The 12,910-nt window shown below is 53.3% G+C and carries 11 protein-coding genes; 10 read left to right on the forward strand and 1 reads right to left on the reverse strand.

The window, feature by feature from the left end:
• Nucleotides 1-38: 38 nt before the first annotated feature.
• From FJ146_05070 to FJ146_05110, 9 genes are all read left to right on the forward strand, one after another.
• Complete coding sequence (locus tag FJ146_05070; protein ID MBM4251319.1) at nt 39-464, forward strand: beta-hydroxyacyl-ACP dehydratase; 426 nt, start codon at nt 39-41, stop codon at nt 462-464.
• Nucleotides 465-564: 100 nt separating this feature from the next.
• Nucleotides 565-1,338: an acyl-ACP--UDP-N-acetylglucosamine O-acyltransferase gene (gene lpxA, locus FJ146_05075; GenBank protein MBM4251320.1), complete on the forward strand. Its 774-nt coding sequence runs from the start codon at nt 565-567 to the stop codon at nt 1,336-1,338.
• The gene (lpxB, locus tag FJ146_05080; protein MBM4251321.1) at nt 1,329-2,558 is read left to right on the forward strand and encodes a lipid-A-disaccharide synthase; all 1,230 of its coding nucleotides are present in this window, start codon (nt 1,329-1,331) and stop codon (nt 2,556-2,558) included. Before lpxA ends, lpxB begins: the two co-directional genes overlap by 10 nt.
• On the forward strand, nt 2,555-4,375 hold the full coding sequence (locus tag FJ146_05085) for an ABC transporter ATP-binding protein (GenBank protein MBM4251322.1): 1,821 nt from the start codon (nt 2,555-2,557) through the stop codon (nt 4,373-4,375). Before lpxB ends, FJ146_05085 begins: the two co-directional genes overlap by 4 nt.
• On the forward strand, nt 4,372-5,406 hold the full coding sequence (gene lpxK, locus FJ146_05090; protein MBM4251323.1) for a tetraacyldisaccharide 4'-kinase: 1,035 nt from the start codon (nt 4,372-4,374) through the stop codon (nt 5,404-5,406). Before FJ146_05085 ends, lpxK begins: the two co-directional genes overlap by 4 nt.
• 38 nt (nt 5,407-5,444) lie before the next feature.
• Nucleotides 5,445-7,625, forward strand: coding sequence for a cation-translocating P-type ATPase (locus tag FJ146_05095; GenBank protein MBM4251324.1), 2,181 nt, complete (start codon nt 5,445-5,447; stop codon nt 7,623-7,625).
• 185 nt (nt 7,626-7,810) lie between these two features.
• The gene (locus tag FJ146_05100) at nt 7,811-8,143 is read left to right on the forward strand and encodes a hypothetical protein (protein ID MBM4251325.1); all 333 of its coding nucleotides are present in this window, start codon (nt 7,811-7,813) and stop codon (nt 8,141-8,143) included.
• A 325-nt stretch (nt 8,144-8,468) separates the two neighbouring features.
• A complete protein-coding gene (locus FJ146_05105) occupies nt 8,469-9,491 on the forward strand; it encodes a hypothetical protein (protein ID MBM4251326.1) in 1,023 nt (340 codons plus the stop codon).
• 113 nt (nt 9,492-9,604) lie between these two features.
• Entirely contained in the window at nt 9,605-10,207 is a 603-nt protein-coding gene (locus FJ146_05110; GenBank protein ID MBM4251327.1) for a 5-formyltetrahydrofolate cyclo-ligase, read from the forward strand.
• On the opposite strand, the gene FJ146_05115 is transcribed toward FJ146_05110, so the two are convergent.
• The gene (locus tag FJ146_05115) at nt 10,172-11,131 is read right to left on the reverse strand and encodes a MerR family transcriptional regulator (GenBank protein ID MBM4251328.1); all 960 of its coding nucleotides are present in this window, start codon (nt 11,129-11,131) and stop codon (nt 10,172-10,174) included. The two genes, FJ146_05110 and FJ146_05115, sit on opposite strands and share 36 nt — an antisense overlap.
• A gap of 316 nt (nt 11,132-11,447) precedes the next feature.
• On the opposite strand from FJ146_05115, the gene FJ146_05120 reads away from it, so the two are divergent.
• A complete protein-coding gene (locus FJ146_05120; protein ID MBM4251329.1) occupies nt 11,448-12,866 on the forward strand; it encodes a hypothetical protein in 1,419 nt (472 codons plus the stop codon).
• Nucleotides 12,867-12,910: the final 44 nt, after the last annotated feature.

The raw sequence follows: 12,910 nt of genomic DNA on the forward strand, positions 1-12,910 counted from the left end.
CCGTTGAGGCTTAGGTCATGAACGTTGAAGTTCCACCCATGCCGATGGACATTAAGGCCATCGAGAAGTGTATTCCCCATCGCTATCCTTTTCTGCTGGTCGACCGCGTCCTAGAGTTGGTGCCCGATGAGCGGATTTTAGCCGTTAAAAACGTATCGGTGTCAGACCCTTTTCTGGCCGGACATTTTCCGGGCAACCCTGTGGTGCCAGGAGTCTTGCTGATCGAGGGCATAGCCCAAGCAGCTGGCATTTTGGGCCACCTCTATGTCGATGGAGGCCTCAGTCAATGCCTCCTGACCGAGGTGACTCATGCGCGGTTTCGCCGCCCCGTAGTCCCCGGTGATGTCGTTACCTATGATGTCCGCGTCACTAAACGGCGCGCTCCGTTCTTCTGGTTTGAGGCCAAATGTCTTGTTGATGGCCAACCAGTAGTCGAGGTCAAGTTATCGGCATTCATCAAATAGTCACAACGAGTGTCCGTCGTCGTGACACTGCCCTTGGGGTGCGAAGTTGGAAAAAGACAATAGCTTATTCGATATACCGGTCTCGGATCTAAATGCTCCGGTGGTTATACACCCAACAGCCGTGGTGGCTCCGGGAGCGCAGCTAGGTCGTGGGGTTGAGATCGGTCCCTTTTGCTTCGTTGGCCCCAAGGTGCAATTAGGCGATAACGTGAAGCTTGCCTCGCACGTTACCATTGAAAATCGCACGACCATCGGTGCGCGCAGCGTTATCTATCAATTCGCCACAATCGGCGTAGTACCACAAGATTTAAAGTTTCATGGCGAGGACGCTGAACTCATCGTCGGCGAGGAAAATTCCATCCGGCAATATGCCAACATCTCTATTGGTTCCGAGTCGGGCGGTGGTATCACGAAGATCGGTCGGCGTAATCTGCTGATGGTTTACACCCATGTGGCGCATGATTGTCAGATCGGCGACAACATCGTGCTCGTGAATGGTGTGTCCCTTGGTGGACACGTGATCATCCAGGACCGCGCCTTCGTGGGAGGACACTCCGCTGTTCACCAATTTTGTCGTATTGGCACAAGGGTGATGATCGGTGGTGGTAGTATGGTTGTGCAAGATGTGCCGCCGTACTGCATGGTGCAGGGGGATCGTGCAGCCCCAGTTGGCCTTAATGTCGTAGGGCTGAGACGCGCCGGTTACTCCGCTGAGTCTCTGCGTGATTTAAAGGCCATGTACAGGATGCTTTACAGTGAAAACCTCACTGTCGACGACGCCATCAAAAAAATTGAAACGGACATCGATAGTTCTGAAGAGCGTCGTATTTTTGTGGAGTTCTTGCGCAGTAGTGAACGAGGAGTCTGCCGCTGAGTCATAGAACCCAAACCTATTTGATCGCAGCTGGTGAGCACTCTGGCGACTTATTAGGCGCCGATCTCGTGGCAGCCCTGCGCGAGCGACTGCCGAGGCATCAAGCTTTTGGTATTGCTGGCGCCGCAATGACCAAGGCCAAGGTCAGCCCCATTGCGTCCATCGCAGAACTGAGCGTCATGGGAGTCGGCGAAGTCCTCGCAAAAATCGGTCAACTCAGGATGCTGGAATCACGCATCTTAGCCTACGTCGATCGCATGCACCCCAGTTTTGCCGTCTTGATTGACAATCCAGGCTTTAATCTCAGGCTTGCTGAGCAACTGACGATGCGACGGATACCCGTATTTCAATACGTCGCGCCCAAGCTCTGGGCATGGGGCGCCAATCGCGTGGAAAAACTACAGCGCGACGTCGATACGGTGTTGGGAATACTGCCGTTCGAGGAGGAGTTCTTCCGAACTCGGGGCGTGAATTACCAATATGTCGGTTCGCCACTTAAGGACCGTATCAGTAAGGTCGTCGTGCGCCGCGACAGTTTTGGTGTCGCCGCTCACAAGAAGATCCTGGCTTGTCTACCAGGTAGTCGGAATTCAGAAATTTTACTCAATCTACCGACAATTCTGCGCTTGCATCAGACCTTGAAGGCGCAATTACCCGACGCACTTTTCGTCATCCCGGTGGCACCTAATATCCCGATGCCTCTGGTGGCTGACGTCGTCAGGTCGTATATGGGGCAAGAGTTAAACTTAGCGCCCGTTAAGTCAGGTGGCGATATCCAAGTAGAATCGTGGCAACTGGAAAACATTCGCTTCGTACGTGGCATGAGTTTAGAAATCATGGCTATTGCTGATGCAGCCGTCGTAGCCTCGGGTACAGCGACGCTAGAGTGCGCTCTGCTCGGCACACCGATGGTGGTGGTTTACACCATGAGCTCGCTATCCTATGAAATTGCCCGGCGGATGGTACATCTGCCATACGTCAGCCTCGTCAACCTCATAGCGGGCAGGCGTGTCGTCGCGGAGTTTATTCAGGAATTCTCCATTCATGACGTCGCAGCTAGCGTGAGCTCCCTGCTCACCAATAGTGAGCGCAATCAAGAGATGCGTTTCCTCTTTGAGGACATTCGTAACAAATTACAGGGAATGGCGGCGCAAAATGCGGCAGATATCATAGCCCCGCGGTTTCCCGAGATACCGAAGGCTGTGGTTAAACCTGCATGAAACATCGCCAACTTGTTCGCGAGCTGTTTTTGCAGCCACTGGCCGCGCAGCGTCATAGGATCGTCGGGATCGGCGCTTCTCTTCTGATACTGTCGGCCTCACAGGCACTCCTGTTACTTTTGGTAAAGGGCTTTATCAAGGCACTTTTTCAATCCCAAGGCATTAGCCAATTCACCCTGGTTGAGTTACTACCGGAGAAATCGGCAGCCTGGTTTCCGCAACTCAAAGACATAACCATCGCAACCGAATCGCTCACCGTTGTCGTACCCACGTCTATTCTCCTAGCGGGTTTGACTAAGGCTCTGGCCAGCTACCTCTATCAATTGAATCAGCAAGGCTTAGCCCTCTACTTGGCCAAAAATTACCGTGAACGGCTATTCAGTGCGTTGTTGGGACTACCGTTCGTTGAGATTTGCAAAAGACCTGCAGGCGCATGGATGTCCCTCATCATGAACGACGTCATGCTACTACAAAGTAGATTCACCGACATTTTGACGAGTTTGGTCCGCGACAGCGTCGCCGTCGGTGGGTGTTTTGTCATCTTGAGTATCGTTCACTGGCCATCTGCCTTAGTTCTCGGCGTGCTTTCGCCTTTGATTGCCTTCGGTATGGGACGTACAGGTAAGAGGATTGCTAAATTTGCCGAGATCTACCAACGCGAGCTCGCCAGAATTGCAGCGTCGCTGCTTGATTTTCGCTCACGCTTTGATTTCATCAGGTCGCAGCAAGGTGAGGCCGTAGAGACTGCCAGTTTTCGCACTGTGAGCCGTGCGTATTACCATATGATCCGCCGCTCGATCATGGTGCGATCCGCATTTGCACCGGTGCTTGAATTTTTTGGGTTTAGTGTTTTTGCTAGCGCGGTCTACGCCATAGGTCACGGCTACCTAGGTAAATTCACACCCGATCTGATGCTGCAGTTTTTCGTGGCCTTAGGTCTACTTTTGCGCCCCCTAAGAGAAATAGGCGAGCAACTTGCCAGATATCATGAGACCAGAGGTGCTCTAGCTAGCAGTGTCAACGTCTTCGAAGCCATGATCGCCAACGCCCAGCATGAGCAGGAAACAGACCCTGCTACTGATAACAAAAAGCGCCCACTAAGCGCCAATATCAAACTCAAAGCAATCAAAGCCGGCATGGACGGGAAGTGTCGCTTCGAGGCCAGCGGCCTCGAGCTTACCTCAGGTCGCTCGGTCGCGATCATCGGACCTAGTGGGTCGGGTAAATCTACCTTACTAAAAACCTTGTCAGGACTGGCGCATCCCATCAGTTGGGATGCCGATTGCCGCTGGAGCGACTTTGCCAGCCAAGTGTCGATGGTGAGCCAAGATCCTTTCCTATTCGATGACACCCTAAAAGAAAACCTGATCTACGGACTTGAGCCGGAAGAGATCCCGTCCGATCCCGCGATCTGGGAGGCGCTAGCCACAGTCAATATAGAGGCTGAAGTCAAGTCATGGCCGGATGGATTAACGACTAGGCTCAGAGCTATAGGTAGTAATATTTCTGGAGGACAACTCCAGCGCCTAGTGATTGCCAGAGCTATACTCAGACGACGCCCCTTGTGGTTACTGGACGAAGCGACGGCAGCTGTAGACCCTCGGAGTGAACGTGATATCACCGTGCGCCTCATCGAAGCCTCGCGACGCGACCACCGCGTCCTCCTTGCGGTGACTCATCGGTTAACCTGGCTTGGTGCCTTCGATCAAGTTTGGTTTGTCGAAGGCGGCCACGTGACGATGGTCGGTTCCCACGATGAGCTGTTGCGCCAACAACGCTACCGCGACTATGTGACGGCGAGCGGAGGTTTAGATTGAGACCCATCCTGCTGCCGCTGCTGTGGGCTCTAAGTCTCATATTCCGTGCTGCGGTGGGTTGCAGAGCGCTCTACTACCGTCTGGGTCTAGGTAAGCGTACGCGGTTGCCGGGTAAAACCTGGTCTATCGGCAACATAGCAGTCGGCGGCACTGGCAAATCCCCGGTTACTATGGCTATGGCGCAGCTACTATTGGGTCGAGGGGCTCGCCCAGCTATCCTCACGCGAGGCTACGGTGCTCCTATCAAATCCGGGGATTGTTTGGTACTGCGCTCTGGACAGGTCGTGCGCCCAGCCTCAAACACCACCTTGATCCCAGATGAAGCGCGCATGCAATCGGCAAAACTACCTGAAGTGCCGGTGATCGCAGGTCCCGACCGGGTGCGCGCTGCCGCAATTTTTCTCCGCGAGTTCCCAAACTATCAGCCCACACATTGGCTCCTCGATGACGGCTTTCAGCACTTAAGGCTTGAGCGTGATCTCGATATCGTCCTCCTAGACGCGTCGCATCCCCTACCCGCTCTCTTGCCCTTGGGTCTAGCGCGCGAGTCAGCCCAAGGTCTTAGACGGGCCGATCTCGTCATATTTACGCGGAGCAGTGAAACCGCTCCTAGCGCCATGCAGGTGACTAAAGTTCAGTCACAAGTCCGACGTGGCACGCCCATATTGAAGACGCGCATGATCACGAGCGCACCGACCGTGAGTGTGAGTGGTCAGGTGCCCTTTGATCCCCAATTACATACTCCAGCAGCCTTAGTCAGCGGCATAGCTGCACCGCAACAACTTAGGGATGCCGTTGCATCTTTGGGTTTAAAAATCGGTGAGAGCCTCAGTCTTAAGGACCACCAACCCATACCTAAAGAGGCTCTGATCAAGCTAGCGGTAAGTCACAGATCGTTGTTCACCACGGCTAAAGACTACTGGCGCGACCCCGCGATCTTTAAAGACACGGGGGTGCCAGTATTTATTTTGGAGTTAGAGCTGTCTTGGGGCCAAACTCATCTTAATCAAATACTTCAGGATTACATTTAAGCTCGTAAGTTGATAGGCAGCCGATAGGGGGGATCTGTATGAGCGACGACGGCCTTAATTCCTTCCAGCTCGACATTGAGGGTATGAGCTGCACGAGTTGTGCGGCACGGATCGAAAAAGGCTTACAAGCCGACCTCCGTGTTAACGCAGCTACCGTCAATTTCGCCACCAAAACCGCCGTAGTCACCACAAGCGCACGGGCATCTGAGATAGCGGCATTGATCCGGTCGCTTGGTTATAAAGCTAACCTCTCAGGTCATTTAGATAAATTAGAAGAGCGCGAGCAACGTGAACTCAACGAGGCCAAGAGGATGGCGGCCCTAGCCGCTGCTCTAGCGCTACCAGTTTTTATATTAGCCATGATATTCCCGCCATTTCCAGGTTCTGCTTATATGCAGGCTGTGTTGACATTGGCGCTGATGGTCGGGCCGGGGCGTGGGTTTTTCCTGCGCGCATCGAAGCAGCTCCGACTGCGATCTTTGGGCATGGACACATTGGTTAGCATGGGCACTGGCGTCGCCTTTTGCTATTCGGTTTATCTCCAATTAGACGGTCATGCGCATTATTACTACGAGTCCGTCGCTGTGATCATCGCCTTCGTACTGCTTGGTAAGTTTCTGGAGGAGAGAGCACGGCAACAAATCTCGACGGCTTTGCGCCAGCTTGCCAAGTTACGACCCGAAACTGCCCAGCTTTGGCAGTGCGATGTTCATGGTGAGGAAACGGTGACTCCAGTCGCTGCAGCTCTCCTAAAATCTGGCGACTTTGTGTTAGTACGTGTCGGTGAGCGTATTCCCGTTGATGGCGTATGCGAGCGTGGTGACTCCACAGTTAACGCGGCCATGATGACTGGAGAGAGTATCCCTACAAAAGTTGAGCCGGGCACACAGGTGATGGCGGGCACCTTGAATCTATCTGGGCCCATAGTCATCAAGGCAATTGGTGTGGGCAGCGACACGGAGTTGGCGCGGATAGTAGGGGTCGTTGAGGCTGCGCAAAATAGTAAGGCCCCCATCCAGCGGCTCGCAGATCAAGTTGCCTCTTGGTTCGTACCAGCAGCGATGCTGACCGCACTCTTCACCTGGTTAGCATGGACCGTGGTCACGGGCAGTGCCACTCTCGGCCTAAGCCCAGCGGTCGCCGTGCTGGTCGTTGCCTGTCCGTGCACGCTTGGTTTAGCCACTCCTGTTGCTATCATGGCGGCGACCGGCATAGCGGCTAAGCATGGCATCCTAATCCGTGATGCTATGAGCCTACAGACGCTCCACAAAGTCGACACTTTGGTATTCGACAAGACTGGTACGTTGACTACTGGGCAAATGGAAGTTGACGGCTGTCATATCGTAATGCAGTCCATCCCACGGACGACGATTCTCAGTGCGGCACGTGCTCTTGAGATAGGATCGCTACATCCTGTAGCTGCCGCAGTGGTGCGCTTTATCGATACAGAACTTTCATCGAAAAAGTCCCTAGCCGCTCAAGACGTCACGGAGCGACCTGGTTACGGTGTGACAGGTAAATTCATCGGTATCGGTAATCTCACGATTGGATCGCTGGACCATTGCAAATCTTTCGATAACTATCAGCACAGCAAATCGTTGCTGAGTCCTAACGATCTCAGCAATGCCGTGGCATTAAGTGATGAAAAATCTGTGCTCGCCGTGTTTGCCATAAAAGATCATCTGCGTCCTGACGCGGCGTCTGCGATCGCTCAGCTTAAGCGATTGGGTGTAAGGAGCATCATTGCTAGCGGAGATCGCGCCGATATAGTCGCGGCGATTGCGCGCTCTGTCGGCGATATTCCATTCCATGCTCCCTTGACTCCTAAAGACAAGGCAACACTCGTTCAAGACTTACGAGCAGGAGGCCGCGTCGTTGCCATGGCAGGCGATGGTATCAACGACGCGCCGGCCCTAGCGGTAGCGGACGTCGGTCTAGCGATGGGCAGTGGAGCAGAAGCCGCCGTGGCCGTCGCTGGAGTCATTATCCGCGACAACGCCGTCACTAAGATCACCGAAGCCATGCAACTCTCACGTGCGACTTTCCGCAACATCAAAGAAAATCTATTTTGGGCTTTTGCCTATAATGCCATCTTGATCCCTGCTGCAGCGTTAGGTCGCCTGTCCCCTATGCTCGCTGGTGCAGCTATGGGTCTATCGAGTCTTTTTGTCGTGGGTAACGCTCTCCGTCTCAAAACCGGCTGGTGCCCGAACAAATAGTTTCCTGTTTAGGGTGGTCCAAATCGCACAAATCGGCAGTCACACGGCCCCAGAGCCGGGGCGCGACTGAATCGTAACCTACTGTAACTACTTATTTATAAAGAAAGTACGAAAGTTTTTTTTAAAACTGACGATAGACCCCTTACTAGAGGATAGCAGGTTTAACCTCGCTGATAGGAGGTCCTATGTCAGCAAAGCATCCTCGGGAAGATTTCAGAGCTAACGAAGAAGAATACTTTCACAAGTTAGATTCTGAATTAATTGACCAAATCCGCTCTCAGGAGAAAGCCAGAGCCGATGAAGCGGAGAGAGCAAATCATCGAGGTCACTGTGCTGAATGCGGTGGCAACATGTTGATGTGGACTTCACATGGTATGCAAGGCTACGTGTGCTCGGAATGCGAGCAAGTCGAGCTGCAGTTACAGACGCTTAAGATCCTGATTATGAACCGCGAAGGTAAAGAAGTTTTGAAAGAAATCAACCAAGCTGTGGGACGCGCTACCCTGAAAACTGCTTAAATTATTTGCTCGAAAGATCATCACGGCCGGAGAAGGATTTATCCTGATTTGCCGTGATGGTTATCTTTAGGTCTAAAACTTGCTCAAATCACAAAGCATTTTATCTCCGAGATGCAACTCTGGGTGGCTTCCAAAGCGGTCACCTGTTGCCACGCGGACGGAAGAAACTTTATAATAAAAACAGCATCTAGCGCCGCTCTCCTGATACGCCTTCGCCACTACGACTAAAGTTTGCACACCACATGTCGATCCCACGACGTAGAAGTCTAAGTAAACGATTTATCGTTTTCTTATATCCAGTACCTCGATCATGGAGACTAGAGCAATGAACGAAGCACCGAACAGCAACACGGGGATGAACGACTCGTTCTCATCCCAATCGACACCGCAGTCGAACCCTTTCACGGCGGACTTGAAAGGGGAGTTCACCAGCAACTTTGGGACCAACACCAATGCGGTCTCACAGATCTTTAAAGAAGGTGGATTCTCGAGCAGTAATAAAACCAAGTCGATTGTACTTGGTGGCGTATTGTTCCTAGTCATTTGCGTTGCACTGTTTATGTACATGAGCGGTGACGACACGGAATCGACTGGAGAAGATGTCGCCAGCGAAACCGATGCCGAAGGCGGCGCCGACGATGCCGAAGACCCAGCGGAAGCAACAGCGAGTGACACTAAGACCGAAGAAAAAGCGAAACCTGAAGCTCCTGTAGCAGCGGCAGCTGCACCTGCTGCTCCGGCACAAGCGGCTCCAGCTCCCGCACAAGCGGCAGCACCCAGGGTTCAGCGTAGCTTCTCAGCTAGCAGTGGTCCCATCAGTTTGGCTGAGCCTGCTGATGGCTCAAGCATCACCTACGACGAATCTCAAGGTCCAGCTACGTTCTCCTGGAACGGTGGCAGTGGCTACATCGTCTTCTCACGCAACTCCAGCATGAGCCCTGTGGTCATGCGCGTACCAGTCAGTGGTAGCTCTTATAATTTCAATCATCCGTGGCCGGGTACCTGGTTCTGGAAGGTAGAGAACAGCTCGGGTGCAACCGAGGTTCGGTCCTTCAAAGTCTCAGCGCCGCCGCGCCGCAATATCTCCCTGCAACAACCGGCCAGTGGCAGCACGATCGCTGGCAGCGGTGGTACCGTCTCCTGGCAGGGTGACAGTAAAGTCGCTTACTACAGAGTGGAGTTCACCAACGGTAGCTGGGCTAATCCCCAGTATCGGTTTGCCTCCTCGGGTAACTCTCTGCAGCTGCAAGGGGTACCAGCTGGACAATTCCAGATGCGCCTAGGTGCATTCTCAGAAATCTCTGGACGCTGGGAATACACCCAACCCGTAAGCGTCACTGTCCAGTAAGAGCTTAAGTTAGTTTTCCAAGTTTCCAGACTAGAGGTATAAAGAACGGGTCCGCTCGCTGCGTCGAGCGGGCCCTTTTTATTTTGTGACCTTTAGCAGGAAAGGCTCTGCCCATGGACCATTCCATCGACGTTACAAAAAAAACCTATCGTGAAGTTCTCCTCAGACAGCGCGCGCTGATATCACGCAACGTAAGCGACCACGTAAGCCGCATGATATGCCGCCATCTTGCTACCTGGTTGGTGGAGCAAAGAGTGACCACGGTTTTTCTCTACATGCCAGTCCGTGGGGAAATTGACCCCCTCCCCGTGACCACCATGCTACCCAACCTTGAATACGCATTACCGGTGACATCTAGTGACGGGATGCATTTTTACCGATGGTCTGCCGGCGATCCTCTACGCATAGGTGCTTACGGCATTCCAGAACCAATCCCAGATAGCCCGGCGCTAGTCCCAACAGCAGCAACGGCTATTCTCGTTCCGTCCCTAGCCGTGTCACACAATGGCGTACGGCTGGGCTATGGTGGCGGCTATTTCGATCGGTATCTCATGCGATCTGATGCCAAGGTCATTGCCGTGACTACCGACAACTTTCTTCTGCCCGAATTACCGGTGGAGCCCCATGATCAGCTCATGGGCTGGGTCGTCACAGAATCCGGTGTGCTCAAGTTGACGGAGTCAAAGCGTCCCTACCATCTCATCGAATCCGACTAGGGTACGGATGAATCTAAACTTATGCTTGAGCTTAGATTCCTTAAATTCGATCAAGGGACCACCCACCCAGATTTCACAAAAGGGTGGCAGTCTCTTGTCCAGCTCCTGCAAATATTCATGCTCGGTAATAGGCAAGGTCCCAGGAGGTAGCGACGTTGAGCCTATCACTATATGTCTGGCATTGAGTGCGATCACGGCCTCTGTCAGTGCCGGGACCGGCAAATTCGGACCGAGGAAGTAGTTGGTGACACCCCGTAAGGCACACAGCACGCTGGCTACTAAAATACCGATCTCGTGGAAATTACCTTCCATCGTGGTCAGGGCAAAAGAATTATTCTCACCATCAGCTGAAGTTTCGCGACGAGGAATTTCTAGCAGCATAAATGACAAGTGCGCGCGCACAATCGCGCTGAGTGCATGCTCGTGACCGATGGTGATCCGACCAGACAGTGTCATCCACCCTACCGCCTCCATAAGCGGCGTTACTAAATCTAAAACAAAACCGCGCGCGCCCATGAGATACCGTGACTCAGTCAGGGTGCCATGAATTTTAGCGAGATCAAACTGGAGGAGCGCTTCCTGAATCCGCTCCAGCTGCGTCGGCACGCGATTAGCTGCTGGATTTAGCGATGACTCCGCCTTCGGTGCGCCGTTACCAATATGGTCCAGCTCCAAATTATCGGCCAATAATTGCGCCAATTCCTGATCCGAGAGGGTAGCAATGCGACCGATGGCGAATCCGCGCTCGACCAGCGCCGCGATATTACGCAGCCGCTCGACGTCCTCGCGCGAGTAGACCCGGCGACCATTATCGCCGCGACGCGGTGTGACGGCACCATAACGACGCTCCCAGGCCCTCAGGGTATGCTCGTTGAGCCCCGTTAGTCTCGTCATAGCCTTTACACTGAAACTATCACCACTCATGAAAGTCACTAAATGCTAGGGGGGATGATTGGCCGGACTCTGGTCAAGCACCAGACACCCACCTCTATTATACAAATCCTATACACTTTGTACCAGTTTTGGTGGCTCTTGCCGCTCCGACATCCGCCGAAAATCCATGACGACGGTACCCATCGGCTGCTTCAGGCCTCTCCCGAGCTTGATTCAAGTCAATGAAATAATGGAATTTTAAATTATTTTCTAAAGGTTTTCCAAATGATTGCCGAAGGCCCCGGAGTCGATTTTGTCGGCGGTACCGCTGCCGGCTCGTTAGACCCACTACCTAGAGGAGATTTAGATGAGGCACGATTGGCAAAAACTTTCACGCGCTGCCGTGGCGGTGGTTACAGCTACTGGTTTGACGAGTTGCGGTGGACTTGTCCGCAAAGGGCCGCCCGCGGGCGGAAACGAAGTCGTCACCGCTCCTCCGAGGGCTTACTACGACCAGTTGTTTGCAGCAAAGTTGGGCTTACTTGACAGTGGCGCTGCGACGACAACCGCGACGTCCACGGGCGAAGTCCTTTGGCTGAACTTCGGGGGAGCCACTGTCGCCAAGGGAACGGCGAAGGGCGAGTCCTTTCAAGTCTGCGGGGACAAGGCACAAATTGCTGCGTCCACACTGACGACAGATAGCCAAGAGGTCATCGCAAGCACGGTGCAAAAATACTACACCGATGCCGGAGCTGATCTCAAAGTCACAGTGACTCAACCTACTAGCGGTGATTACACCACCGTCGTTGTCGGTGGCAGTTTAGCCGACCTAGGCTGCTCGGACCCAAGCGGTTTGGGCGTGGCCCCACTCGATGTTGGTAACGCCAACCATAACGACATAGCTTTTGTTTTCACCCCGGCTGACATCAGCGACAAGCAATTGGCCGTCAATATCGCCCACGTGTCAGCACACACTTATGGGCTGGCCACGATCACCGATCCAAATGATGTTATGGCCGAAAAGCCGCTGGATACGGCCAAGGGCTTCGGTGTAGGCAAACGCCTCGATAACGGTGCGGAGCAAAACGGGCTCATTATTCTTGCGGAAGCAACTGGCGTCCAAGTGACTAAGCCAGGTGAAGCTGACGCCACCAAAGGCGACGATACGACGAACGCACCAGCACCAACATCGGTACCGGCACCTATGCCACTGCCACCTGTTGTGGCTCCCGGCAAAGGAACTGACTTGATTGTGGACGACATGATCAACAAGATGCCGCACAACCCCAAATCTGCGCGTCATATCATCCCTATGCTTCGCGGCCTGCTACCGTTTGCCTTTAGCCTCGACCTCAAAGCTGTCACCGAAATCTTCGATGCGACAGGCTTTGGTTCCGGCGCTAATAGCGACAAATCTGGCACAGGACGCCGCTCGACGATCACTGTCAATGTCAAGGTAGACATTAGTCATGTGTGGAAACAAGGTGACGCCGTTGCGCAACCTGCTGACGAGCCCACCATCGCGACTGAACCGGGTACGGGAACAACCGCGGCACCAACTGGTGATAAAGCCGCAGCACCCGCAGCGACCACCGAAGTTGCTAAAACTGATGTAGGCGCCAATGAGCCGCCGAAAAATCCAGCCGAAGCAGCGAAAGTGATCAACAGCATGCCGACCATCGTTAACGTGATTACGATCAACTTTAATGCGTCAGACAGCCAACGTTTGCTACCCCTTATGAAAATGGGATGCCTGAAAAAATACATGGCAGCCCGTGGTGAGTAGAGGGACCTAATCTAAATTCTTTTGGAGGAAAAAAAGATGCCCAG

It is taken from the genome of Deltaproteobacteria bacterium (assembly GCA_016874735.1).
Lineage (GTDB): Bacteria > Bdellovibrionota_B > Oligoflexia > Oligoflexales > CAIYRB01 > CAIYRB01.